This window comes from Mycolicibacterium sphagni (assembly GCF_002250655.1).
GTDB classification, from domain to species: Bacteria; Actinomycetota; Actinomycetes; order Mycobacteriales; family Mycobacteriaceae; genus Mycobacterium; species Mycobacterium sphagni.
The window spans coordinates 213,491-237,854 of sequence record NZ_NOZR01000001.1 but is presented as its reverse complement, the minus strand read 5'-3'; the positions used below and the strand labels follow the sequence as shown (position 1 = coordinate 237,854).

The 24,364-nt window shown below is 66.3% G+C and carries 26 protein-coding genes and 1 pseudogene; 14 read left to right on the top strand and 13 right to left on the bottom strand.

All coding sequences use genetic code 11. The features are described 5' to 3' along the window. The first annotated feature begins 15 nt into the window (after positions 1 to 15). Entirely contained in the window at positions 16 to 1,695 is a 1,680-nt protein-coding gene (locus tag CG716_RS01180) for a ribonuclease J (protein WP_094475585.1), read from the top strand. Here CG716_RS01180 and CG716_RS01175 read toward each other — a convergent pair. The 3 genes from CG716_RS01175 to CG716_RS01165 are packed head-to-tail and all read right to left on the bottom strand — an operon-like array spanning position 1,692 to position 4,122. Continuing rightward, the gene (locus tag CG716_RS01175; protein ID WP_234817654.1) at positions 1,692 to 2,675 is read right to left on the bottom strand and encodes a heme-dependent oxidative N-demethylase family protein; all 984 of its coding nucleotides are present in this window, start codon (positions 2,673 to 2,675) and stop codon (positions 1,692 to 1,694) included. The two genes, CG716_RS01180 and CG716_RS01175, sit on opposite strands and share 4 nt — an antisense overlap. Then, the gene (locus CG716_RS30605) at positions 2,672 to 3,595 is read right to left on the bottom strand and encodes a PDR/VanB family oxidoreductase (RefSeq protein WP_094475581.1); all 924 of its coding nucleotides are present in this window, start codon (positions 3,593 to 3,595) and stop codon (positions 2,672 to 2,674) included. The genes CG716_RS01175 and CG716_RS30605 overlap by 4 nt, the downstream gene beginning before the upstream one ends. Continuing rightward, entirely contained in the window at positions 3,592 to 4,122 is a 531-nt protein-coding gene (locus CG716_RS01165; RefSeq protein ID WP_094475947.1) for a dimethylamine monooxygenase subunit DmmA family protein, read from the bottom strand. The genes CG716_RS30605 and CG716_RS01165 overlap by 4 nt, the downstream gene beginning before the upstream one ends. Before the next feature lie 40 nt (positions 4,123 to 4,162). Here CG716_RS01165 and CG716_RS01160 point away from each other — a divergent pair, with 40 nt between their 5' ends. Further along, positions 4,163 to 5,734 carry a TLP1 C-terminal extension domain-containing protein gene (locus CG716_RS01160; RefSeq protein WP_133066845.1) on the top strand — a complete coding sequence of 524 codons (1,572 nt, stop codon included), beginning with the start codon at positions 4,163 to 4,165 and terminating at the stop codon, positions 5,732 to 5,734. Here the strand turns inward: CG716_RS01160 and CG716_RS01155 are convergent. Together CG716_RS01155 and CG716_RS01150 are read right to left on the bottom strand one after the other, a co-directional pair. Next, positions 5,656 to 6,471: a mycofactocin-coupled SDR family oxidoreductase gene (locus CG716_RS01155; RefSeq protein WP_094475577.1), complete on the bottom strand. Its 816-nt coding sequence runs from the start codon at positions 6,469 to 6,471 to the stop codon at positions 5,656 to 5,658. The genes CG716_RS01160 and CG716_RS01155 overlap by 79 nt on opposite strands. Positions 6,472 to 6,476: 5 nt before the next feature. After that, the gene (locus CG716_RS01150; protein WP_094475575.1) at positions 6,477 to 6,791 is read right to left on the bottom strand and encodes a putative quinol monooxygenase; all 315 of its coding nucleotides are present in this window, start codon (positions 6,789 to 6,791) and stop codon (positions 6,477 to 6,479) included. Positions 6,792 to 6,975: 184 nt separating this feature from the next. Between CG716_RS01150 and CG716_RS01145 the strand changes: the two genes are divergently transcribed. Further along, the gene (locus CG716_RS01145) at positions 6,976 to 9,489 is read left to right on the top strand and encodes an FtsK/SpoIIIE family DNA translocase (protein WP_094475573.1); all 2,514 of its coding nucleotides are present in this window, start codon (positions 6,976 to 6,978) and stop codon (positions 9,487 to 9,489) included. A 60-nt stretch (positions 9,490 to 9,549) separates the two neighbouring features. Here CG716_RS01145 and CG716_RS01140 read toward each other — a convergent pair whose 3' ends face one another. Both CG716_RS01140 and CG716_RS01135 read right to left on the bottom strand, forming a co-directional pair. Next, a complete protein-coding gene (locus tag CG716_RS01140) occupies positions 9,550 to 10,404 on the bottom strand; it encodes a type IV toxin-antitoxin system AbiEi family antitoxin (RefSeq protein ID WP_094475571.1) in 855 nt (284 codons plus the stop codon). A gap of 117 nt (positions 10,405 to 10,521) precedes the next feature. Next, positions 10,522 to 11,022, bottom strand: a complete 501-nt coding sequence (locus tag CG716_RS01135) for an amino-acid N-acetyltransferase (RefSeq protein ID WP_094475569.1) — start codon at positions 11,020 to 11,022, stop codon at positions 10,522 to 10,524. A 54-nt stretch (positions 11,023 to 11,076) separates the two neighbouring features. On the opposite strand from CG716_RS01135, the gene pgsA reads away from it, so the two are divergent. The 5 genes from pgsA to pspM all read left to right on the top strand — a co-directional run bounded on the left by pgsA (position 11,077) and on the right by pspM (position 14,305). Next, positions 11,077 to 11,682 carry a CDP-diacylglycerol--glycerol-3-phosphate 3-phosphatidyltransferase gene (gene pgsA / locus CG716_RS01130; protein ID WP_094475567.1) on the top strand — a complete coding sequence of 202 codons (606 nt, stop codon included), beginning with the start codon at positions 11,077 to 11,079 and terminating at the stop codon, positions 11,680 to 11,682. Then, on the top strand, positions 11,660 to 12,148 hold the full coding sequence (locus tag CG716_RS01125) for a CinA family protein (RefSeq protein WP_094475565.1): 489 nt from the start codon (positions 11,660 to 11,662) through the stop codon (positions 12,146 to 12,148). Before pgsA ends, CG716_RS01125 begins: the two co-directional genes overlap by 23 nt. A 72-nt stretch (positions 12,149 to 12,220) precedes the next feature. Continuing rightward, positions 12,221 to 12,556, top strand: coding sequence for a transcriptional regulator ClgR (clgR, locus tag CG716_RS01120; RefSeq protein WP_094475563.1), 336 nt, complete (start codon positions 12,221 to 12,223; stop codon positions 12,554 to 12,556). 87 nt (positions 12,557 to 12,643) lie between these two features. Further along, entirely contained in the window at positions 12,644 to 13,459 is an 816-nt protein-coding gene (pspA, locus tag CG716_RS01115; RefSeq protein WP_094475561.1) for a phage shock protein PspA, read from the top strand. A 15-nt stretch (positions 13,460 to 13,474) separates the two neighbouring features. Beyond that, the gene (gene pspM / locus CG716_RS01110) at positions 13,475 to 14,305 is read left to right on the top strand and encodes a phage shock envelope stress response protein PspM (protein WP_094475560.1); all 831 of its coding nucleotides are present in this window, start codon (positions 13,475 to 13,477) and stop codon (positions 14,303 to 14,305) included. A gap of 1 nt (position 14,306) precedes the next feature. Here the strand turns inward: pspM and CG716_RS01105 are convergent, their stop codons facing one another. Further along, positions 14,307 to 14,750 (bottom strand): limonene-1,2-epoxide hydrolase family protein, encoded by a 444-nt coding sequence (locus CG716_RS01105; protein ID WP_094475559.1) that lies wholly within the window; start codon positions 14,748 to 14,750, stop codon positions 14,307 to 14,309. A 41-nt stretch (positions 14,751 to 14,791) separates the two neighbouring features. Between CG716_RS01105 and CG716_RS01100 the strand changes: the two genes are divergently transcribed. The 4 genes from CG716_RS01100 (at position 14,792) to recX (ending at position 17,854) form a co-directional block, all read left to right on the top strand. After that, positions 14,792 to 15,964: a glycosyltransferase gene (locus CG716_RS01100; protein ID WP_094475557.1), complete on the top strand. Its 1,173-nt coding sequence runs from the start codon at positions 14,792 to 14,794 to the stop codon at positions 15,962 to 15,964. Positions 15,965 to 15,973: 9 nt separating this feature from the next. Next, entirely contained in the window at positions 15,974 to 16,168 is a 195-nt protein-coding gene (locus tag CG716_RS01095; protein ID WP_094475555.1) for a DUF3046 domain-containing protein, read from the top strand. Positions 16,169 to 16,314: 146 nt separating this feature from the next. Next, positions 16,315 to 17,367, top strand: a complete 1,053-nt coding sequence (gene recA / locus CG716_RS01090) for a recombinase RecA (protein WP_094475553.1) — start codon at positions 16,315 to 16,317, stop codon at positions 17,365 to 17,367. Beyond that, entirely contained in the window at positions 17,324 to 17,854 is a 531-nt protein-coding gene (gene recX / locus CG716_RS01085) for a recombination regulator RecX (protein WP_420093164.1), read from the top strand. The genes recA and recX overlap by 44 nt, the downstream gene beginning before the upstream one ends. A gap of 117 nt (positions 17,855 to 17,971) precedes the next feature. Here the strand turns inward: recX and CG716_RS01080 are convergent, their stop codons facing one another. Then, positions 17,972 to 19,258: a cytochrome P450 family protein gene (locus CG716_RS01080; RefSeq protein ID WP_234817653.1), complete on the bottom strand. Its 1,287-nt coding sequence runs from the start codon at positions 19,256 to 19,258 to the stop codon at positions 17,972 to 17,974. A gap of 76 nt (positions 19,259 to 19,334) precedes the next feature. Here CG716_RS01080 and CG716_RS01075 point away from each other — a divergent pair, with 76 nt between their 5' ends. Together CG716_RS01075 and CG716_RS01070 are read left to right on the top strand one after the other, a co-directional pair. Further along, on the top strand, positions 19,335 to 20,162 hold the full coding sequence (locus tag CG716_RS01075; protein WP_094475547.1) for a TIGR03560 family F420-dependent LLM class oxidoreductase: 828 nt from the start codon (positions 19,335 to 19,337) through the stop codon (positions 20,160 to 20,162). 174 nt (positions 20,163 to 20,336) lie between these two features. Beyond that, positions 20,337 to 21,194: a hypothetical protein gene (locus CG716_RS01070; protein WP_094475545.1), complete on the top strand. Its 858-nt coding sequence runs from the start codon at positions 20,337 to 20,339 to the stop codon at positions 21,192 to 21,194. A 14-nt stretch (positions 21,195 to 21,208) separates the two neighbouring features. Here CG716_RS01070 and CG716_RS01065 read toward each other — a convergent pair whose 3' ends face one another. The 4 genes and pseudogenes from CG716_RS01065 to CG716_RS01055 form a co-directional block, all read right to left on the bottom strand. Beyond that, the gene (locus tag CG716_RS01065; protein WP_094475543.1) at positions 21,209 to 22,072 is read right to left on the bottom strand and encodes an amino acid ABC transporter permease; all 864 of its coding nucleotides are present in this window, start codon (positions 22,070 to 22,072) and stop codon (positions 21,209 to 21,211) included. Further along, the gene (locus CG716_RS30600) at positions 22,072 to 22,746 is read right to left on the bottom strand and encodes an amino acid ABC transporter permease (protein ID WP_234817673.1); all 675 of its coding nucleotides are present in this window, start codon (positions 22,744 to 22,746) and stop codon (positions 22,072 to 22,074) included. The genes CG716_RS01065 and CG716_RS30600 overlap by 1 nt, the downstream gene beginning before the upstream one ends. Positions 22,747 to 22,782: 36 nt before the next feature. Then, a pseudogene (locus CG716_RS30595) lies at positions 22,783 to 23,580 on the bottom strand (glutamate ABC transporter substrate-binding protein); the annotation flags it as partial. Between the two features lie 17 nt (positions 23,581 to 23,597). Next, positions 23,598 to 24,326 carry an amino acid ABC transporter ATP-binding protein gene (locus CG716_RS01055; protein ID WP_094475945.1) on the bottom strand — a complete coding sequence of 243 codons (729 nt, stop codon included), beginning with the start codon at positions 24,324 to 24,326 and terminating at the stop codon, positions 23,598 to 23,600. Positions 24,327 to 24,364 lie beyond the last annotated feature (38 nt).

The following is a 24,364-nucleotide window of genomic DNA, read 5'->3' as shown; positions in this document are numbered from 1 at the left end:
GGCCGGGCGACTCCGGTGAACAAGGAGCTGTCGCCTCCCGGGCCGCTGGCCCCGGGAGGCCTGCGCGTGACCGCCCTGGGCGGTATCAACGAAATCGGCCGCAACATGACCGTTTTCGAGCATCTGGGCCGGCTGCTGATCATCGACTGCGGCGTGTTGTTCCCCAACCACGACGAACCAGGCGTGGACCTGATCCTGCCGGACCTGCGGCTGATCTCCGACCGGCTCGACGACATCGAAGCCCTGGTGCTCACGCATGCCCACGAAGACCACATCGGCGCTATTCCGTACCTGCTGAAGATGCGCGCCGACATCCCGGTCGTGGGCTCCAAGTTCACCCTCGCGCTGGTCGCCGCAAAATGCCGTGAGCACCGGGTCAAGCCGGTGTTCGTCGAGGTGGCCGAGGGGCAGCGCAGCACCCACGGGGTGTTCGAGTGCCAGTACTTCGCAGTCAACCACTCGATTCCCGACGCACTGGCGATCGCCATTCACACCGGTGCCGGCACTGTCCTGCACACCGGCGATATCAAGCTCGACCAGCTGCCGCTCGACGGTCGCCCGACCGACCTGCCGGGCATGTCCCGCCTCGGCGACGCCGGGGTGGACTTGTTCTTGTGTGATTCGACCAACTCCGAGATCCCCGGGGTGGGTCCCTCGGAAAGCGAAGTCGGGCCCAATCTGCACCGGTTGATGCGCAGCGCCGAGGGGCAGCGGGTCATCGTGGCGTGCTTCGCCTCCAACGTCGACCGGGTGCAGCAGATCGTCGACGCCGCAATTGCGCTGGGCCGCCGGGTCTCGTTCGTCGGCCGGTCCATGCTGCGCAACATGGCCATAGCCCGCGAGCTGGGTTTTCTTCACGTCGAAGATCGCGACGTCGTCGATATCGCGATGGCCGAGGAGATGGCACCCGAGCAGGTGGTGCTGATCACCACGGGCACGCAGGGCGAGCCGATGGCCGCACTGTCGCGGATGTCGCGCGGGGAGCACCGCAGCATCACGGTCACCTCCAACGACCTGATCATTCTGTCCTCGTCGTTGATCCCCGGCAACGAAGAAGCCGTCTACGGGGTCATCGACGACCTGGCCAAGATCGGCGCCAGGGTCGTGACCAATCAGCAAGTGCGGGTGCATGTTTCGGGCCACGCCTATTCCGGCGAGTTGCTGTTCCTCTACAACGGGGTGCGGCCCCGCAACGTGATGCCGGTGCACGGCACCTGGCGCATGCTGCGGGCCAACGCCAAACTCGCCGCGCGAAGCGGTGTGCCCGAGGAGAACATCATCGTCGCCGAGAGCGGTGTCAGCGTGGACCTGGTGGGTGGCCGGATCTCGATCGCAGGCGCGGTGCCGGTCGGGAAGATGTTCGTCGACGGGCTGATCACCGGCGACGTGGGTGACGCGACGCTGGGCGAACGGCTGGTCCTGAGTTCGGGATTCGTCGCGGCGACGATTGTGCTGCACCGTGAAACGGGCAAGCTGGCCGCCCCGCCGCACCTGTACTCACGCGGCTTCTCCGAGGACCCCAAAGCGCTGGAGCCCGTGACGCGCAAGGTTCAGGCGGAGCTGGAATCGCTTGCCGCCGACAATGTCACCGATCCGGTGCGCGTCGCCCAGGTGGTGCGGCGCACGGTCGGTAAGTGGGTGGGGGAGACCTACCGGCGCCAGCCGATGATCGTGCCGACCGTCATCGAAATCTAGCGCGACCGCAGCCAGCGCACCGCACGCTCCCGGTAGGGGCTCAAGCCCTTGTATTCGACCATGTCATCGGGCAATTCGGCCAGCACCGCCGCGGTGCGGGTGCGCCACTGGTCGACGGTGGCGATATCGCACAGCGGCAGCATGTAGCTGCGGATCAGGAAGCAGATCGCACCGGACTCCGCCAGCCGGATCAGATGCTGGACCTCCACCCGAAGATGGATGGTCCGGCCGAAGGCGTCGTCGTCGAGCGCGTCGAGGCGGCCGGGGTCGGGCAGCCACTCGGGGGCGGCCTCGGTAGACACGTCCAGGCGCCGCCCGACCGTCATGGACCAGTTGGTGCGCCGGTAGAAGTCGCCTGCCTGCATACGCATCAGGAATTCCCGGGCCCGGGTGATGACCCCGGTTTCGCGCAGTCGGGGGACCGGGCCGTGGATCTCCAGGAACGTCATTCCGACGTCGAAGCCGAATGACCAGCCCGCGGCGAAGGTGACCACGCCGGCGTCGGCGAACAGGTCGCCATCGCGCTGGTCGAGCAGGACGATGTCCTCCTGTACCTGACCGGCGATGTAGGCCAGCGGGTCGCAGGGCAGGCTTTTCACGTCACCAACGACGAAATCCTGTGTGATCTGGAGCAATTCGTTGCGCCAGTGCCAGGTGTCGCCTTCGCGATCGAGTGACATGGTCGCCGGGTAGGCCTGCGCCAACTCGGTCATCAACGCGATCATGGTGTCCCAGCTCGCGACGCGCATATGCGGCAACACCGCATGCCGGGACGGATCGGCGGCCAGGATGCGGCGGCGCTCGGCCAGCTCGTGGGTGTACTCGCTGTCGATGTCCACCACTCGCTGACCCCACTGCCCGGTCGCGGTGGTGACGACCTCGCCGGCCGGCGCGATGTTCGTGCTGTAGCGGTAGGAATCGGCGGTGTACGGAAACGGGAACGACGCCAACAGATCCGGCGCCGAGAGCTGCCCGCTCACAGGTCCAGCTCCAACCGGCCGGACCCGCGGGAGACGCAGGCCATCATCGTGTCCGCGCGCTCGTCGGCGCTCAGATACAGGTCGCGGTGCAGTACCACTCCGGAATGCACCGGCACCCGGCATTCGCCGCAGACCCCTTGGTGACAGAGACTGGACACAGTATGCCCTCGTGCGGTCAACGACTCCAGCAGCGATACGCCCGACCCGACGGTGAAAGTATCACCGCTGCGGGATAACTGGACCTCGAACGGGTCGCCCGGTGCGAGATCGCCGCCGAAGTGCTCGACGTGGATGCGGCTCGGCGGCCAGCCGGCATCAGCGGCGGCAGCGACGACGTCGTCGATGAATTGGCTTGGGCCGCAGACATAGACGTGCGTGCCGAAGGGCTGACTCGCCAGCGTCGGGTTCAGTTCGGTCAGGAAGGCTGTGCGGTCGGTGAAGAACGACGCGTGGTCGGTGAGCGAGGCGATCTCGTCGAGGTAGGCGCCGCGGCCCTCGCGATGAATGTAGAGCAGTCGCACATCGCGGCCCCACCGGCGGGCGCTGCGCAGGTGCGACACCATCGGGGTAATCCCGATACCGGCGGCGACCAGCAGGTGCCGTGTGGCGCGCTGAACCGGGGCGAACGCGCTGCGGGGCTGGTGAGCGACGACGAGAGACCCCATTGTCAGGTCCCGGTGAATCCAGCGCGATCCGCCGCGTCCCTGCGGGCATTCCAGCACTGAAACAACGTATTCGCGGGGCGCGGTGGTCTCGCCGGTCAGCGAATAGGCGTTGGCACCCCCGGCGTATTGGATCACGACGTGGCTACCGGGGGTGAACGACGGCAACACGCCTCGGTCGGTGCGGGCCAGGCTCAGTGTCCTGATTCCGGGCACGCGATCGTCGACCCCGACGACCTCCAGTGTCAGCGTGTTCATGGAACGGTGTCAGCGCTGGTGGCGAATCCCAGGTGGGCGCCGACCCGCCGGGATACGTGGTAGTAGACGAACAGGTCGCGCCCGCAGCCGGGGCAGGCGATCTCCTGCGTCAATCCCACAGCCGCGGTGGTAGTCGTCCGGCAATGCGCGCAATAGATCTCGCGGGTGCCCACTTCGGTGCTCGCGACGGTGATCTCGTTGTCGGCGGCGCCCTGTTCGAGCGCGCGAGCGCGAACCCGCAAGCACGCGTGCGCGGGCCCGGCCAGCAGGAGGCGCCAGCCGACCAGTGCGTCGGCGAGGTCGGAATCCAATGCGCGGCAAGCTCCAGCGGTGTCGTCGACGAGATGAACGCGGGGCTCGACGCCCGGACGGGCAGCGTTGACCTGGGCGGTCCACTGCGTGGCGATGGCGGCAGCGTCGGCCCCGATGGCGAGCACCGTGTACTGGCGGCCGGTCAGATCGGCCGTCGGACAGGTGGGTTCGACGGCCCAGGCCGGGACGCTGGTGAGGTCCAGATCGGGTGTCATCGCCACTCGATCGTATGTCAGCGTGTGATAGACAGCTTTCGTGCCAGCCATCGACCCGTCGACTCCGGTTGTCGTCGGCTGGCATTCTGTGAGCCGTCGTGACGCCGACCCCCGCGACGGTCAGGAGGCCGCCGAACTGATGGCGAGCGCCGCGGGCGCGGCGTTGGCGGCCTCGGGGCTGGACGGCAGCGACGTGGATTGGATTGGCGCCACCGCGGGCTTGACCCGGTACGCGGACCCCGCCCGTCTGGTGGCCGAACGAATCGACGCCGGTGCCGCACACACCGTGCTCGCCCACATCGGCGTCATGCAGCAGACACTGGTCAGCCACGCATGTCGGGCCGTCCAAAATGGCGCTCATCAGGTGGCGTTGGTAGTTGGTGGCGAGGCGCACTATCGCAAGGTCCGCGCGGCAGCACGCGGGCTGGAATCGTACGTCACCACCCAGGCGCCGGCTGTGGTGCCCGACGAGTCGTTGACCTCACCGGATTTCGATGCGAGCATGTCGCATCCCGCGGAGGTGGCCGCGGGACTGTCGGCCACTCCCGCGTACTACGCCCTGATCGACAGTTTCTGGCGTAGCCAGAACGGCCGGGGCATCGAGGAGCACCGCGATGAGCTCGCCCGGGTGTACTCGCGATTCTCCGCCGTCGCCCGGAACAACCCGGATGCGGTGCGCGCCAACGGCTATCGTGCCGAAGAGCTGCGCGACCCGTCGGCGAACAACCCAATGCTGGCCTTTCCCTACACCAAGTTGTTGGCCACGACCTGGACCGTCGATCAAGGGTGTGCGCTGGTCATCACCACTCACCGGCACGCCGACGAACTGGGGATTCCCGACACGGCGCGGTGTTATCCGGTCGTGGCCGTCGAGTCCAATCATGTTGTGCCCGTGGCCGCCCGAACCCGGCTCAGCCAGCCAGCCGCGATGCGTATCATCGGCGAGACGATTTCGGGCCGGATGGGATACGACGTTTCCGAAATCGAGCTGCTGGATCTCTATTCGGCGTTCCCCGCTCCGGTGTTCATCGGAGCCCAGGCGCTGCGTGTGCCGGCGGGACGTGATCTGACCTTGACAGGTGGCATGTCCTTCGCCGGTGGCCCGCTCAACAGCTATGTCCTGCATGCAATTGCTGCCGCCGCGCAGCGATTGACCAGCTCGGACGCTCACGCCGCGCTGGTCAGCAGTGTGAGTGGTCTGTACACCAAGCAGGGGGCTTTGGTGATCACCGCGGAGGCGCCGCCAGAGCCGTTCGAGACGATCGACGTCACGGACGCAGTCGCTGACGAAGAACCGCAGCTGCCGGTCGTCGTCGATGCGCAGGGTGCCGCCCGGGTTGTCGCGTATACCGTGGTGTTCGACGGTGATCGGCCCGAGCGGGCGATCGCCGTGGTCGATTTGGCGGACGGCAGCCGCGCCGTGGCGCGCAGCCACGATCAGGAACTGATGGCATCGGCCCTGACCGACGACCTCGTCGGCGCCGAGGTAGTCCTGCGCGACGGAATCTTCACCACCGCCGACCAGACCGAGTCTCAGCGCTTGTTGGTGTACCCGGCGTCGACAGGCAGCGCGACGCCGGTGACGTACCGCCCGGAGTCGGAGACGAGGTAGTACACCGCGTTCGCGATGTCCTCGGGCTCCAGGGCCTGCACCGGCAGCGCGTTGCTCATGTTCGGGCCGCTCGCCATCTGCTCGGCGAAACCTTCGAGCCAGGAACGGGTGAACTCGTTGTCGATCATCGGGGTGTTCACCCCGGCCGGGTGTACCGAATTCACCCGGATGTTGAACGCCGCAAGGAAATTGGCGTAAGCCCGCATCAGGCCGACCACGCCGTGCTTGGCGACCGTGTAGCCCAGCGACCCGGAGACGGGCGCGCCGATGCCCACCAGTCCGGCCACTGAGCTGGTCAGCACGATCGCGCCGCCGTCGCCCTGCTTGATCATCGGCTTCATTGTGATGTCAACGGTGTGATAAACCCCGGTCAGGTTCACGTCGATGACGTCCTGCCAGGCGTTTTCGGCGGCCATTGGGGCGATACCGGCGTTGGCGATCACGATGTCGAGCCGGCCCAGTTCTTCGATGCCCGCGTAGACCGCGGCCTTGAGTGCGGCCCGGTCTCGGACGTCGGCTTCCTTGGCGACGATGCGGGCCCCGGTGTCCTCGACGAGCTTGACCGTGGCGGCCATGTCCTCGGGGGTGGCCATCGGGTACGGCACGCTGGCGATCTGGCTATACAAGTCGATCGCGATGATGTCGGCGCCCGCCGAGGCCAGCTTCACCGCGTGCGCGCGGCCTTGGCCACGGGCTCCGCCGGTGATCAGCGCGACTTTGCCGTCGAGTTCACCCATGGCGGTTAGGGACGCACCTGGCCCTTGGCCGGGTCCCCGGCCACGATGGGCTGCAGCATCTTGATGTCGGGGGCACCGTCGAGGTGTTCCCCGATCTCCCCGAACAGCGCGGTCACGCCCGGTGCGGTGCTGTGGGTCTTGAGGGCGTCGGCATCGGCCCACTGCTCGACGAACACGAACGTCTTGTCGCCTTCGTGCACCGCGTACAGGTCGCAACCGGGCTCTTCGTGCACTGCCGCGACGGCCTTCTTGCAGGCCTCGCGCACGATGTCGACGGATTCGGGCTTGACGGTGAAGCTGGCAACGACGACCACGGGCATGGGCAAGCTCCTCGGAGTAGGTGTGACGGCGCTTACGTTAGCCCTACTTCGTATCGCTGATCGATGGGGTCCCGGTCAGCCGTTGCGTGCCGTTTTTGGCGTTTGTCGCAGTCTGGCAACGACGCACCGTGTAACGGGTGTGGTGGGTGGTGCAGATGGGGCAATTGCGACTAGGCTGACCCGCATGGCGAACAAGACGGCCGCTCGCTCAAGCGCGCGAACGACCAGGTCAAAGGGTGCGTCACGGTCGGCTAAGCCGACGCCGCGGCGCAAGCCTGCCAAGAAGCGGAATTCCTCACCGGTCGCCTCCGCCGCAGCAGCCAGTGGGCGGGCTGCGCGGGCGACCTGGCTGATGCTGGCCAAGGGGGCCGGATCGACCGCCCGCTCGGTCGGCCGGGCCCGCGATATCGAGCCGGGCCATCGCCGCGACGGCGTCGCGCTCGGGCTGCTGGCCATCGCGGTGGTGATCGCCGCCAGTTCGTGGTTCGACGCCGCCCGGCCAGTCGGCGCGTGGATCGACTCGGTGCTGCGCACTCTGGTCGGCGGCGCCGTCGTCCTGCTACCCGCCATCATCTGCGTCGTCGCCGTCCTTCTCATGCGCACCGAACCCAACCCCGAGGCTCGGCCGCGCCTGATCCTGGGCTGCGCGATGGTCGCGCTGCCCGTGCTGGGCCTCTGGCACCTGTGGTCGGGCGCACCGCAGGACCCGGCCGGCCGTCAGCGCGCCGCCGGCTTCGTCGGGTTTGCAATCGGCGGCCCGCTGTCCGACGGGCTCTCCTCGTGGATCGCCACCCCGCTGCTCATCATCGCCGCGCTGTTCGGGTTGCTGCTCTTGACCGGCACCACGATCCGTGAAGTACCCGAGACGCTCTACTCGATGTTCAGCACTCGCGGCCGCTATGACGACGACGAGTACTACGACGAGCACGACGAATACGACGACGAACCCGAGGCCGCCGATGAGGCTGCGCCGGAGGACTTCTCCGACGGCTACTACGACGACCCGCGGTCCTACACCGACGAGGCGCCAGCCTGGCCCGGGGCGGCGGGGCCGGTGGGCACGCCGCTGGACAACTATCCGCTCGACGAGGACGCCCCGACGGTTCCCGAGCCGGCCAAGGTGCGGCGCAAAAAGCCGGCTCCCAGAGAAGAAACGTCCAAGCAGGACACAAAAGTTCTCGATCGCGTCGTCGAAGGTCCCTACACGCTGCCCTCGCTGGAGCTGCTGGTGGCCGGCGAGCCGCCGAAGCGGCGCAGTGCCGCCAACGATCAGATGGCGGACGCGATTTCGTCGGTCCTGCAGCAGTTCAAGGTCGACGCCGCGGTTACTGGCTGCACCAGGGGGCCGACCGTCACCCGCTACGAGGTCGAACTCGGCCCCGGCGTCAAGGTCGAGAAAATCACTGCGCTGCAACGGAATATCGCCTACGCGGTGGCCACCGAGAGCGTCCGGATGCTCGCGCCGATCCCCGGCAAGTCCGCCGTCGGCATCGAGGTGCCCAACACCGACCGCGAAATGGTCCGTCTGGCAGACGTTCTCACCGCACCGACCACCCGCGGCGACCATCACCCGCTGGTGATCGGCCTGGGTAAGGACATCGAGGGCGACTTCATCTCGGCCAACCTGGCCAAGATGCCGCACCTGCTGGTGGCCGGTTCCACCGGGTCGGGTAAGTCCAGTTTCGTCAACTCGATGCTGGTGTCGTTGCTGGCCCGCGCCACGCCCGACGAGGTGCGGATGATCCTCATCGACCCCAAGATGGTGGAACTGACGCCTTATGAAGGCATTCCGCACCTGATCACGCCGATCATCACCCAGCCGAAGAAAGCCGCCGCGGCGCTGGCGTGGCTGGTCGAGGAGATGGAACAGCGCTACCAGGACATGCAGGCCTCGCGGGTGCGGCACATCGACGACTTCAACGCCAAGGTGCGTTCCGGTGAGATCACCGCGCCGTTGGGCAGCCAGCGCGTGTACAAGCCGTACCCCTACATCGTCGCGATCGTCGACGAGCTGGCCGACCTGATGATGACCGCACCTCGCGACGTCGAAGACGCCATCGTCCGGATCACCCAAAAAGCTCGGGCGGCAGGCATCCATCTGGTGCTGGCCACCCAGCGGCCGTCGGTCGACGTGGTCACCGGCCTGATCAAGACCAACGTGCCCTCGCGGTTGTCATTCGCCACGTCGTCGCTGACCGACAGCCGGGTCATTTTGGACCAGCCGGGTGCCGAGAAGCTGATCGGCATGGGCGACGGCTTGTACCTGCCGATGGGCGCCAGCAAGCCGCAACGGTTGCAGGGCGCCTACATCAGCGACGAGGAGATCCAGGCCGTCGTGGAGGCCTGCAAGGACCAGGCCGAGCCGGAGTACACCGAAGGCGTCACCGCCGCCAAGCCGAGTGGGGAACGCAGCGACGTCGACCCCGACATCGGTGACGATATGGACGTCTTCCTGCAGGCCGTCGAGCTCGTGGTGTCCAGCCAGTTCGGCTCCACCTCGATGCTGCAGCGGAAATTGCGGGTCGGTTTCGCCAAGGCCGGCCGGCTGATGGACCTGATGGAGACCCGCAGCATCGTCGGGCCCTCGGAGGGCTCCAAGGCCCGCGAGGTGCTGATCAAGCCCGACGAACTGGCCGCCACCCTGATGGCGATCCGCGGTGGCGGCGCCGACGACGACGGTGACGACGAGGACTACTGACGGCGTTGGTTGAGCGCTCATGTTGCATTTTCCACGCGGAAATGGCGCGTGGGCGCTCAATCAACTCGCGGCCCAATGTGAATTTGATCGAGCATCCCATGCTCGCCCAACCCGGCTGATGATGTCCGTGCGGCGATGGTCAGCCAGCACCCGCACCACGATCCAGCCGATCGAAATCAAGTAGTCCTGCCGTTCGACGTCGATGGCGTATGCGGTTCGGCTGGTGCGGTGATGCTCGCCGTCGTACTCAACGGCCACCAGAATGTCCGGCCACCCCATGTCCAGGTAGTACCAGCGGCCATGTGGTCGGGCGACGGGGATCTGCGTCTTCGGCCGTGGGAAGCCGGCGTTGATGAGATCAAGCCGGAGGTATGTCTCCCTCGGTGACTGCGCACCCGCATCGAGCGCGTTCAACATGGCGGGCAGTCGTCGGACGCCTCGCAGACGGGGATGAGCGTCGGCGATGGTCAGAACGTCTTCGGTCGTGAAGTGCGTTGCGTTGGCCAGTGCGTCGAGGTCTGCGATCGCGCGGCGACGAGTACTGCGGCGTGCCAGATCGAATGCGGTCCGGGTGACGGTTGTGACCGGTATGGCGCCGCTCCAGGTGAGTTCGTCTGGCAGCAGGGTTTCGCGGCGCGTGACGACCCCGTGCGGACTGCGATTGTTGGCGAAGTTGAGTTCGATCGGGGTAGCGGGATCGACCCAACGTGCACCGTGCAGCGCCGCCGCTGCACGTCCGGTGACGGTTGCCTGCCTTCCTGACCACAGCCAGGCCGCTATGGTGCGGTCCAGCAGCGTCAGCTCTCCGCGCGGAGCGTAGACGTCGGGGAAGACGCGTTGGTGGGCGTTTGTCAATTGATAGCGGTTCACCCGCCCAGCCGCCAATGCTTCACTGCCAACGAACACCCGCGTCATGCGGCGCAACGCTGCCAGTCGACCTGTCAGCCCGCTTTCAGCTATCCACACGCCATTCACTGAGCGTTGACGCAGCGAAAACGCGGCCAATCTCTGCGTCAACGCTCACTCAACGAGCTACAGGATCAGCAGCATCCGGGTGTTGCCGAGGATGTTCGGCTTGACGTAGGACAGGTCGAGGAACTCCGCGACACCGATGTCGTAGGAGCGGCACATCTCGTCGTACACCTCGGAGGTGACCGGCGTGCCCTCGATCTCGGCGAAGCCGTGCTTGGTGAAGAAGTCCGTCTCGAACGTCAGCACGAACAACCGCTGCAGTTGGAGCTCGCGCGCGACCGTCAACAGCTGGTCGACGATGGTGTGCCCGATGCCGCGGCCCTTGACCTTCGGATCGACGGCGACGGTGCGCACCTCACCCAGATCCGCCCACAACACGTGGAGTGCCCCGCACCCCACGACCTCGCCGTTGTGCTCGGCCACCCAGAACTCCTGGACCGCCTCGTACAGCGTGACCAGGTTCTTCTCCAGCAGGATGCGGCCCGCATAGGTGTCGACCAGACGCTTGATATCGGGCACATCCGAGGTGCGGGCGCGGCGGACGACGACATCGGGGCTCACGGGTGCAGAGTATCGGGCGTGAGGCCTTGGCCTGCCAACCGATATTCTGTTGCCGTGTCGGGACAACCCCAATCCGGTCCAGCGGTCCCGCGTGTGCGGGTGGCCAACGTCGCCAACCTGCTGACGGGGATCCGGCTGGTCCTGGTCCCGATCTTCCTGCTCGCCTTGTTCGCCGGTAATGGCCACGAAACTTCTTATCGGATAACAGCTTTCGTCATCTTCGCGGTCGCGGTCATCACCGACCGGTTCGACGGTTCACTGGCCCGGACCTACGGCATGGTGACCGAATTCGGCAAGCTCGCCGACCCGATCGCCGACAAAATGCTCATCGGGGCCGCGCTGATCGGGCTGTCGATGCTCGGCGATCTGCCGTGGTGGGTCACGGTGGTGGTCCTGGTCCGCGAGCTGGGCATCACCGTGCTGCGGTTGGCGGTGCTGCGGCACGGGGTGATTCCCGCCGGCCGCGGCGGCAAGCTCAAGACCCTGGTGCAGGCCGTCGCCATCGGTTTGTTCGTGCTGCCGCTGCACAGCTGGCCGTCGCCCTGGCTCACGGTGGCCTGGGTGATCATGTGGGCCGCGGTCGTGCTGACGGTTCTCACCGGCATCGATTACGTGGTGTCGGCGATCAGGGACTCCCGTGAGCGATCCGCTGGTCGATGACGCCGCCCGCACGCTGGTCGCTCTACTGACCGCGCGCGGCGAGACCGTCGCCACCGCGGAATCGCTGACCGCCGGGCTGCTGGCGGCCACCCTGGCCGGCGTGCCCGGCGCCAGCGCTGTCCTGCTCGGCGGGCTGGTCACCTACACCGTCGAGACCAAGATCACGCTGGCGCGCGTGCCCCGTGAGCTTCTCGACGAGGTCGGTCCCGTCGCGGCACCGACGGCGGCCGCGCTGGCCGAAGGGGCGCGCGACCGCTGTGCGGCCACCTGGGGCGTGGGCCTGACCGGGGTGGCCGGCCCAGAACCGCACGGCGGGCATCCTGTCGGGACCGTCTACCTCGGACTGGCCGGTCCTCGGGCGACAGAGGTGGCCGAATTGCAGCTGGACGGCTCCCGCTGGGACATCCGTCTGGCCGCGGTGCACCAGGCCATCGGGCGGCTATCAGGCCTGGTCGGACGAACTTGAGGTTTCCTGGGAACCAAATCGGCGTTCTCCGGCGTTGCACAGTTTGTTGCAACTCTTGGAGAGGACAGCTCGATGGCGGTACTACTGCGTGAAGTGATCGGTGACGTGCTGCGCGACGCCCGCACTTTGCAAGGACGCACCCTTCGCGAGGTCTCGGATTCGGCCCGTGTCAGCCTCGGTTATCTGTCTGAGGTGGAGCGCGGCCGCAAGGAGGCCTCCAGCGAGTTACTCAGCGCGATCTGCACCGCCCTGGAGGTACCGCTGTCACAGGTGCTGACCAACGCCGGGGAAAAGATGGCCGATCGTGAGCGCATCGCCCGATTGACCGCTGTGCCCGCTCACGACACGTCGATCGACGTCGCCACCAAGGTCGTCATCCCACATCCCGTCACGATGGCGGTGGCCTGAGGCACAAGGGTGTGGCCACGCAGCCTGAACCGATAAGTTGGGGCTCGACCACCGAACTGCGGCACTCGATACGAAGGCGGGCAACTGATGGCGAATCCGTTCGTCAAGGCGTGGAAGTACATGATGGCGCTCTTCAACTCCAAGGTTGACGAGTATGCCGACCCCAAGGTGCAGATCCAGCAGGCGATCGAAGATGCCCAGCGTCAGCATCAGGCGCTGACCCAACAGGCCGCCCAAGTGATCGGAAACCAGCGTCAGCTCGAGATGCGGCTCAACCGCCAGCTCGCCGACATCGAGAAACTGCAGGTCAACGTCCGCCAGGCGCTGACGCTCGCTGATCAGGCCACCGCGGCCGGCGACGGCGCCAAGGCCACCGAGTACAACAACGCCGCCGAGGCGTTCGCCGCGCAGCTGGTCACCGCCGAGCAGAGCGTCGAGGACCTCAAGGGCCTCCACGACCAGGCGCTGCAGGCTGCCGGTCAGGCCAAGAAGGCTGTCGAGCAGAACGCCATGGTGCTCCAGCAGAAGATTGCCGAGCGCACCAAGCTGCTCAGCCAGCTCGAGCAGGCCAAGATGCAAGAGCAGGTCAGTGCGTCGTTGCGGTCGATGAGCGAGATCGCCGCCCCGGGTAACACCCCAAGCCTCGATGAGGTCCGCGACAAGATCGAGACGCGCTACGCCAACGCGATGGGCGCCGCCGAGCTTGCCCAGAACTCGGTGCAGGGCCGGATGCTCGAAGTCCAGCAGGCCACTGTCCAGATGGCTGGTCATTCCCGCCTGGAGCAGATCCGCGCCTCGATGCGTGGCGATGCGCTGCCAGCCGGTGGCGCCGCGCCGGCGGTTGACGCAGCATCGGCCGCGCCCGCCGGCACGCCCGAGCCCGAGCAGCCGCTCGGCCAGTAGGAGGCGAGCTCTTCGATGGCGGTGACACCGGACAAGCCGGGATTCGTAGCGCGCCAGTGGCGTTCGGCCATGCAGCGCGGTATCGACACCGTCAGCGAGTATGCCGGGGCTGCGGCCCAAAAGCTCAGTGCCGCAGCCGATCCGCGTGCCCGACTGTTGCGCAAGCGGCGCTGGGCGCTGCGGCTGGGCCTGTTCTTCTCACTTGCGACGGCGTTTTGGGTGGCGGTCACCGGGCTGCTCGCGACGTGGAGCACGCCGGTATGGGGCCTGATCATCACGGGTGTGATCGCCGTGGGGGCCGCAGTGCCCGCGACGCTGTTCTTGTTGCGCTACCGCTGGCTTCGGGGCGAGCCGCTGCCCCCGCAACGTCAGGTCAGCGGCCGCCGGATGCCGCCGCACGGGTCGGTCGCCCGGCCGTCCATGTCGGCGCTGGGCGCCTCCGAGCGGGGATTTCATTCACTGCTGGGTGTGATGACGCGCGGAAACATGTTGCCGCCCGAGGAGATCCGTGAACTCACCGCAGCGGCGGACCGCACCGCGGCGACCATGGCCGCCACCGCCGACGAGGTGGTCTCGATGGAGCGGGCGGCGAGCGAGACCCCACATTCGCAGTCCTATCTGGCGCCGACGATCAACGCGTTCACCGCTCAGCTGAATGCCGGCGTGCGGCAGTACAACGAAATGGTCACCGCCGCAGCGCAACTGGTGTCGGCGGCTAACACCGGTTCGATGTCGAGCTCGCCGATGTCCCAGCAGCGCTACCGCAACGAGCTGGCTGGTGCGACCGACCGGCTGATGGGCTGGGCGCAGGCGTTCGACGAGCTGGGTCAGCTCCGCCGGGCCTGACCTACAGCGTCGGCCGCAGCGCGGGCACCACGGCGCCGATGAGGCCGCGGACTGTTCCCTTGAGCACGTCGTACATGTCGAAGTAGTCGCGCCACAGCGTGATTCGCCCGTTCTTCACCTCGAAGACGCCACACACCCAGAACTGCAGCCGCACCGGGCCGATCGCCAGCACGTCGGTGCGCTCGGTCAGCACCACCGGGCCGTTGACCGCGATGCGGTGGATCTTGACCTCGAAGCCGAAGCTCGGGCGCTGCAACCCCTTGAACATCTTCATGGCCCGCGCCCGGCCGCGAATGGTCGGGAAGCCGACGTTCTGGTAGACGAGGTTGTCGTCCAGCTGGGCGTCGGCGGTCGCCAGGTCCTGGTTCTGCAGCGCGGCCAGGAAGACCTCGACGGTATGGGCGTTGTCGATGTCGGAGCTCACGTTGCTGGTCTGCTCGGTCATGCTCGCCAGCCTATGGGGAAGTCCTGTGGCAGGGTAGGCCCGTGCGCGTCGCGGTGGTGGCCGGCCCCGATCCCGGTCATGCATTTCCAGCGATCGCGTTGTGCCTGCGGTTGGCGGCCGCCGGGGATGATCCCGTCCTGCTGACCGGCACCGGATGGCTCGACACCGGCCGAGCGGCGGGGATCGAATCCGTCGAACTCGCCGGACTCGACCTCGAAGCCGGAGACGACGACACCGACGCCGGCGCCAAGCTTCACCAGCGCGCGGCCCGGATGGCCGTGCTCAACGTGCCGGTGCTGCGGGAGCTGGCGCCCGATCTGATCGTGTCCGACGTCATCACAGTCTGCGGTGGGATGGCCGCCGAACTGCTCGGCATCCCGTGGGTCGAGCTTTGCCCGCATCCGCTCTACCTGCCGTCGCGGGGCCTGCCACCGCTGGGCAGTGGGCTGGCGCCCGGCACCGGGATCCGCGGGCGGCTGCGGGACACGATCATGCGTGCCCTGACCGCGCGGTCGGTGAAGGCAGGGGAGCGTCAGCGCTCGACAGTGCGGGTGGAGATCGGGCTGCCGGCGCGCGAACCGGGCCCGGCACGCCGGCTGATCGCCACCCTGCCCGCACTCGAGGTGCCGCGCCCGGATTGGCCGGACGATGCCGTCGTCGTCGGGCCGCTGCATTTCGAGCCGACCGCCGCGGTGCTGCCGGTCCCGCCGGGGGAGGGCCCGGTGATCGTGGTGGCGCCCTCGACCGCGACGACCGGAACCGCCGGGGTGGCCGAGCTGGCGCTGGAACATCTGGTGCCCGGCCGCACCCTGCCTGTCGGTTCGCGGGTGGTGGTCTCCCGGCTCGGCGGCCAGGACGTGGAGGTTCCGCCGTGGGCGAGTGTCGGCCTCGGGCGACAGGATGAGCTGCTGGCCCATGCCGACTTGGTGGTCTGCGGGGGTGGCCACGGCATGCTGTCCAAGACACTGCTCGCCGGGGTGCCGATGGTGGTGCTCCCCGGCGGGGGTGACCAGTGGGAGTTGGCGAATCGTGTTGTGCGGCAGGGGAGTGCGCGGCTGATCCGGCCATTGGCCGCAGATGCGCTGGTGGCCGAAGTGGGTGAGGTGCTGTCGTCGCCGAGGTATCAGGAGGCGGCCCGGCGTGCCGGTGAGAGCATCCGGCAGGTCACCGATCCGGTACGGGTGTGCCATGAGGCGACGCGTGTGGCTGGGTAAGTTGGTGACGTGCGGCTGACGGAATTCCACGAACTGGTCGATGGGCAGTTCGGTCGTGTTCGCGGTCGGTCGCTGTTGGTGGATCACGTGCTGACGGAGCTGGGCGGACGTACCGCCGCGCAGGCCATCGAGGCCGGTGCGGAGCCCCGCGACGTGTGGCGGGCGCTGTGCGCGGACTTCGACGTGCCGCGCGATCAGTGGTAGCCGACACGCACGGCGCGCCTTGCTTGCTTTCGAACACCTGTTCGCTATGGTGGTCGACGTTCGCCCGTCTTGTCGGTGCCCTGTCCTAGCGTCACGGCTAACCGACCGAGAACCGGTCAACAACGACTACCGGAAGAGGTATCACCATGGCTCCGCAGGCACCTGATCGCGAGAAGGCCCTCGAGCTGGCGCTCGCGCAAATCGAGAAGAACCACGGCAAGGGCTCGGTGATGCGCCTCGGCGACGAGGTGCGCCAGCCCATCTCGGTGATCCCGACCGGATCCATCGCCCTGGACGTGGCGTTGGGCATCGGCGGTCTGCCCCGCGGCCGCATCATCGAGATCTACGGTCCGGAGTCCTCGGGCAAGACCACCGTCGCACTGCACGCGGTGGCCAATGCTCAGGCCGCCGGCGGCATCGCGGCCTTCATCGACGCCGAGCACGCACTGGACCCGGATTACGCAAAGAAGCTCGGCGTGGATACCGACGCACTGCTGGTGTCCCAGCCTGATACCGGTGAGCAGGCACTGGAGATCGCCGACATGCTGATCCGCTCGGGAGCCATCGACATCATCGTCATCGACTCGGTGGCCGCGCTGGTGCCACGCGCCGAAATCGAAGGCGAGATGGGCGACAGCCACGTCGGCCTGCAGGCCCGGTTGATGAGCCAGGCGCTGCGCAAGATCACCGGCGCATTGAGCAACTCGGGTACCACGGCGATCTTCATCAACCAGCTGCGCGAGAAGATCGGCGTGATGTTCGGCTCACCCGAAACCACGACGGGTGGAAAGGCTTTGAAGTTCTACTCCTCGGTGCGCCTGGATGTGCGGCGGATCGAGACACTCAAGGACGGTACCGACGCGGTGGGTAACCGCACCCGCGTCAAGGTCGTCAAGAACAAAGTGTCGCCGCCGTTCAAGCAGGCCGAGTTCGACATCCTCTACGGCAAGGGCATCAGCCGTGAGGGTTCGCTCATCGACATGGGCGTTGAACAGGGCTTTATCCGCAAGTCCGGATCGTGGTTCACCTACGAGGGTGAGCAGCTCGGGCAGGGCAAGGAGAACGCCCGCAACTTCCTGATCGAGAACCCCGACGTCGGCAACGAGGTCGAGAAGAAGATCAAGGAGAAGCTCGGTATCGGTGCGGTGATGACCGATGAACTCATCGATGACGTCCTGCCAGCCCCAGTCGACTTCTGAGACGCGCGAAGAGCAGGCGCACGCGTTGTGCCTGCGCCTGCTCACCGCGCGGTCACGAACTCGATCGGAGCTGGCCGGTCAGCTGGCCAAGCGGGGATATCCCGACGACGTCGCTGCGACGGTACTGAACCGGCTGGCCGCTGTCGGCCTGGTCGATGATGCGGACTTCGCCGAGCAGTGGGTCCGATCCCGACGGGCGCGGGCCGGAAAAGGCAAGCGCGCCTTGGCAGCCGAGCTGCGGACCAAGGGCGTCGACGACGAGCTGATCGCCGCGGCGCTCGACGGTATTGATGCCGGCGCCGAACGGCTACGGGCCGAGCAGCTGGTGGAGCAGAAGCTGCGCCGCGAGGCGCTGACCGACGCCGATGACACCAAGGTGATGCGCAGGCTAGTCGGCATGCTGGCCCGGCGGGGCTACAACCAGAGCATGGCGGTGGCTGTGGTCAGCGATGGGTTGGCCGCCGAACGTGAGCGCCGCAAGGTCTAGCCGCCTTCGGCGTCGCGCAACATGGCGCGAGGTGCGTTGGCGTAGGTCATCATGACCGTCTGGTAGTTCAGCATGATCGGGTCGCCGGCGGTGGAGACCTCCAGTCCGGTGTTCCGGTCAGCGCGTTGTGTAGCCGACCGTGCAGGGATTGGCCGCGCGAGCCACGCCGCCGATCTGAGCGGGCACCGGACGTGGGTATCCTTTCCACTCGGGTCTCATGTCGTAGCGGCCCAAGAGGCGGGTCATCGCCATCGTCATCGCGGCCACCGAAAAGGGCTGTGCCGGACAGGAATGCCTGCCGTGCCCGAAGGCGGTCACCAGCATCGGTGATGGCAACACATTTGCATCGACGAGCCGGAACCGCTGCCACCGACTGGGATCCCATTCCTCCAAGCCGGCAGCCGCAGATGTGTTCAGCAGCGGCAGGAGCGTCGCGATGGTCCAGCCCTTCGGCACGTCGACCACACCTGCGCCGGTGTCGAATTCGACCGGTTCGAGTACGGCGCGGGCCATGATCGAACGCTGCGCCAGCCGGGTGCTTTCGAGAGCACAGCTGGAAGCGAGGTCGCGATCGCCGCCCGCGACTAGGCGGAGTTGATCGGGATGAACGACCAGGTCGACCAGTGCCCAGCCGAGCGCTGCCATCAGGTTCGACATCGAGGCGATGTGGATGAGCGCGACGTCCATCGCAATACCGCGATTGCGGACGTCCACCGATTCCAAAGCCCAGGCATCGACGATTCGGCTGAACAGCCCCACGCCGACCTCGGGCCTCGAATCATGCTGCCGCAGTGACGCTTCAATCACCTCGGAAACCTCTTCCAAGGCGGCTCGTTCGGCCCGCATACCCGAGGCGGCCACGGCCGCCATCGCGTCGGGGTGAACGAAGGCGTCCGAACCGTCGAGCACGTCGAACGCGCACACCAGTCGCTCGAACGCTTCCCCTTCGGCGCAGCCGGGCCCGGCCCACGACGCCAACCCCATGCGATGGCCGAGCCGTCGGGTCAGCGCGAACACGTCGACGGAGCCGCTCTCGCCGAGCTCGACCTCCGTTGCGTCGAGAGCACTATCGAGGTTCGCGAGGTATGACGTGACGTCGTCGCGGCGAAACAGCGAACCTGGCAGTAGTCGTCTGCCTGCAAACACCTCGTCGGGCAGCTTGCGCCGCAGCATGAGGAAATCCGCGACACCCTTGCTCGCGGCTTCTTCAGCGAGCGCGTAGAACGATTCGACGCCGGTTGGCGAGAAGGTGAAGAGGTACTGCCCGCCCCCACTCTCCACCACGAACGTGTCGCCGCAGCGTTCGCGTGCCGTAGCGATCGCAGCCACAGCATCGTCAACCGCGACATCCCACGGCAGCCCGACGCCGTCGGCGACGGGTAGGACGTCGAGTGGGTTCGGCACTATAAGTCATCGCGAACGGACACGAGGCTGACGATACCTTTCGATCAGACGGCCAAAGTTCTTCTAGGCTGCACCCATGCGGATTTCGGCCAAACTCGCGCCCACCTTCGACTATCCCGAGCTCGAGCAGTTCTGGCGCACCGCCGACGAGCTCGGCTTCGAAGCGATCTGGAACTACGACCACTTCTACGGACTAGTCGAGGACCGAAAGCCCACCTACGAGGGCTGGACGACGCTGGCCGCGATGGGCGTGGTGATCCGCCAAGCCCGGATCGGGTGCATGGTCACCGGGGTGACCTACCGCAATCCAGCGATTCTGGCCAAGATGGCCGTCACCGTCGACCACATCAGCGGTGGGCGGCTGGACTTCGGAATCGGCGCGGGCTGGCACGAGGCCGAGCACCGCGGCTACGGCCTCGAATTCCCTAGCGCCGGAACGCGAGTGGCGATGCTCGACGAAGCGCTCACCATCATCCGCAGACTGTGGACCGAGGATACGGTCAGCTTCGAGGGCCGGTTTTACACGCTGCGCGAGGCGATCTGCGAGCCCAAGCCGGTCCAGCGCCCGCATCCGCCGATCGTCGTCGGGGGATCCCAGCCCAAGATGCTGCGGGTCATCGCCCGTCACGCCGACGAGTGGAACATGCCCAGCTACGAAGGCCCCACACAGTGGGGCGAGGCGAATGTGCGGCTGACCGAAGCGTGCGCTGAGGTCGGCCGCGACCCAGCCCAGATTCGCCGATCAGTGCAGCTCTTCCTGCACCCGCGCGACCCCGACCAGGTGGTCGCGCAACTGGATCAGCTGCCGCGCTTCGCCGAGTTGGGTTGCGAACACGCGGTGCTGAGTTTCTACCAGCCGCCGTCGGCCGAGCTGCTGGCGCAGTGTGCGCAGTTGCGCTTGTAGGCGTCCACAGCGCACGGATCGCCTCAGTGCGATCGGCGAATCATGTTGCACGCCAAGGATCGTAAGTCAAGCTGCGGGTGTGCTGGACGGAACCTGAGTAATCCCTGAAAAGCAATGTGGCTGCAGGCTGCCGGAGTAGCTTTCGCTTCAAAATACCTGCTCGGGAGGCAAACCATGATCGGTCAGACTCGGAACAAGGGTGGGGTTTCTCTCGGCGCGTTGGTGTCCGGTGCGTTGGCTGCCGGGGCCGTGATTGTGGCGCCGACCGCCCAGGCAACCTGCGCATCATTCTTCGGTATCAACAACGGCGGGGGATGCTCGAGCAGTCAGACGAGTATCGCCATCGCGATTGGCACCGGTGCGCAAGCGTTTGCGGGTGGGCTGTTCGGCACCTCGTTCGCGGTCGGCACTGATTCGATCAGCTCCATCCCTAGCGGGGGGCGAAACTATTTCAATCTTGCAGCGGCCGTTGGTGTTAACGCGCTTGCCGAAGCAGGGGGCGCCTTATCGCTCGCGGTCGCAGCAGGAACGAACTTAACGGCACTGGCCGCGGAAACTCTCCATCCCTATCTGCCTGTTGCCAACGTTGCCCTCAATCTGGGCTTGTCCTCCACCAACAACCTCACCGTCGCGGACGGCGTCGGCAACCTGGCCGTGAACCTTTTCGGCAACGGCACCGGGCAGGACGTGCGGGCGCTGGGGCTTGCCAATGCGGCCATCAATATTGGTGGGACCGGCAACGCGGTCCGGGCGAGCGTCGGTACGAGCCAGAACGCCTACGCCAGCTTCGCGTTCAACGTGCTCGGCAGCGGCAACACCGTGCAAGCGGGCGGGGGTCCGCTCGCGGTCGCCGGAGCTTTCAATCAGACGGGCGCGACGGTCACCCAGGCGTCTCCCGGTATCAACCTCTTCACCAGACTGGCCCTCGCGGCCGCGGCTCAAAGCCACGGGCCGCAAGCTGTGAAGGCTGCATCTACACCCTCCGCGTCGAAGACCGTGGTGCCGGCGGCGAGGGACAAGCGCACGACGTAGCCGACACCGATGGACTAGTCGCCAGGTTCCAGCGCGATCTTCGTCTGCATGGGCGTAGTGACGCGTTTCGAACGGCGCAGCCGCTTCTCGAGTCTGGTGGCTGCCCAGGACAACGCGAAGTTGGCGCTGATCATCAACCCCGCGATAACGATCAACGCCGGGACATAGTTGCCGTAGGTCGAGCCGACCACGGTGCCCTGGCGGACCATCTCCAGGAAGGTGATCTGGTAACCGATCGCAGTGTCCTTGAGCACCACAACCAGCTGCGACACCAACACCGGCAACATCGACGTGATCGCTTGGGGGAGCAGGACCGAGCGCATGGTCTGTCCCCACCGCAAGCCCAGCGCCGATGCGGCCTCAGTCTGCCCACGAGGCAGCGAACCAACCCCGGCACGAACGATCTCGGCGATCACCGCGCCGTTGTAGAGCGTCAGCCCCGTCACCACACCCGCCAGGGCCAATTGCTTGGACGGAAAGACGTCATACAACGCGAACAGGAAATACGCGAAGATCATCATGATCAGCACGGGCACGGCACGGAAGAACTCCACGAACACCGCGCACGGCCGGCGTACGAGGCCGGTCGGCGACATCCGTCCCACCCCGAGGGCGAAGCCGAGGACCACCGCCAGCACGATCGACAAAGCTGCCGCGGTCAGCGTGCCTTCAATACCCGGCAGTACATAGGTTTTCCAGAGATCGGCAGTCAAGAACGGATGCCACTTCGCGGCGGTCAGCTGTCCCTTGCCCGCGAGCTTGGCCACCACGGCCCAGGCGACCAACACCAGAATGACGACCGTCACCACCGCGGTGAACCGGTCGCGGACCCGGGCGCGGGGTCCAGGCACGTCGTATAGAACAGAGGACGTACTCATTACCGCGCCACCGCCAGCCGCTTGCCGAGCCACCCGAACAACAAGCCCAGTGGCAGAGTGAGTATCACGAAGCCGACCGCGAAGATGGTGCCGACCACCAGCAACGCGGCCGTATTCTCGATCATTTCCTTCATCAGCAGAGCCGCCTCGGCGACCCCGATCGCCGAGGCGATCGTGGTGTTCTTGACCAATGCGATCAACACCGAGCCAAGGGGGATGATCACTGCGCGAAAGGCCTGCGGCAACAAAATAATTCGCAGATTCTGTCCGAATGTCAGCCCCAGCGATCGAGCAGCCTCGGCCTGCCCCAGGGGCACGGTATTGACCCCCGAGCGAACTGTCTCGCAGACGAACGACGCCGTGTAGACCGTCAAGCCGAGTGCGGCCAGCCGAAAGTTACTGTCCGCGATAGACGTCGGCGACTTCGGATCGGCCAGAGTGATCCCCAATGTCTGAGCCAACCCGAATGAGCAGAACAGGATGATCAACGTCAGCGGGGTATTGCGCACCACGTTGACATAGGCGGCGCCAAGCGATCGAAGAATTGGGACAGGAGAGAGGCGCATCGCCGCAAGGATCGTCCCGAGGATCAAAGCCCCGATGGCGGCAAAGACGGTGAGCTGGATGGTGGTCCAGAACGCCCGCAGAATCTGCCCCTGGTACTTGCTGAAGATCTGTACGTTCTCCGCCTGTGCCTTCGTCGCGCCGGTATCCAGCGGAGGCGGGGGCGGGGCAGTGATCCCGGCCGGGCCGAGGTTTTTGTCGAAGGCGGCCTTCCAGTCGCCGTCCTGCTCCATCTTCACGATCGCGTCGTTGATCTTCGTGCGCAGTTCGCTGTCACCCTTGCGCAGGCCGATGCCGTAGGGCTCCGTCGAGAAGGGCTTGCCGATGATCTTGAAGGTGCCGGGGAACTGCGCAGCGAAGCCGGCCAGGATCACCTCATCGGTGCTGACCGCGTCGATCGCGCCGTTGCGCAACGCCTCAATGCATGCCGAATACGTATCGTATTGCTGCAGTTGCACGCCCGGGTATTTGTCCTTGATTCGTTGCGCGGGCGTGGATCCCGACACCGAACACAGCCGTTTGCCGTTCTGCAGCGACTCCGCGCCGGTGATGTCGGTGTTGTCGGCGCGCACCAGCAGGCTCTGCCCGGTGATCAGGTATGGACCGGCGAAGTCGACCTTTTGCTTGCGGGCGTCGGTGATCGAGTAGCTGGCTGCGATGAAGTCCACCTGGCCGTTCTGGATCAGCGTTTCGCGCTGCCCGGACGGAGCTTCCTTCCATTCGATCTCGTTCGGCTTGTAGCCGAGCTGACCGGCGACGTAGGTGGCGACGTCGACGTCGAAGCCGGCCATCGTCCCGTCCGGCTTCTTGACCGCGAGCCCGGGTTGGTCGAACTTGGTGCCGATGGTGATCTTCTTACCGCCGCCGCCACAAGCGCTGATGGCGAACGGAAGCGCCAGCGCCAGCATCGCGATCACCAGCACGCGCACAGCCCGTGACAACATGTCTTGGCCTCTCGCTGCTAGTGGTTGAGGATCTTGCCGAGGAAGTCCTTGGCGCGTTCGGATCGCGGATTATCGAAGAACTCGGCGGGCGGAGCATCCTCCACGATCGCGCCGTCAGCCATGAAAACCACCCGATCCGCGGCTCGGCGGGCGAAGCCCATCTCGTGGGTGACCACCACCATCGTCATGCCTTCGGAGGCCAGTGAAGTCATCACCGCCAGCACCTCGTTGACCATTTCAGGATCCAGCGCGCTGGTCGGCTCGTCGAACAGGATCACCTTGGGGTCCATGGCCAGCGAGCGTGCGATGGCGACGCGCTGCTGCTGGCCACCGGAGAGCTGCGCGGGATATTTGTCCGCCTGGTTGGCCACCCCGACCCGCTCCAGCAACGCCATGGCCTTTTCGCGCGCTTTGCCCTTGTCGGTCTTACGTACCTTGATCGGTCCCAGCGTGACGTTCTCCAGGATCGTCTTGTGTGCGAAGAGATTGAAGGACTGGAAGACCATGCCGACGTCTGAGCGCAGCTGTGCCAGTTTGCGCCCTTCTGCGGGCAATTCCTCACCGTCGATTTCGATCGTGCCGGAATCGACCGTCTCTAGGCGGTTGATGGTCCGGCACAACGTCGACTTGCCCGAGCCGGATGGCCCGAGCACCACCACCACCTGCCCGCGATCGACCTCGAGATTGATGTCTTTGAGTACGTGTAGGTCGCCGAAGTGCTTATCGACGCCTCTGATCGAGATCATCGGCTTCTCGCCGCTGCGCCCCATGCGTTCAGACCATA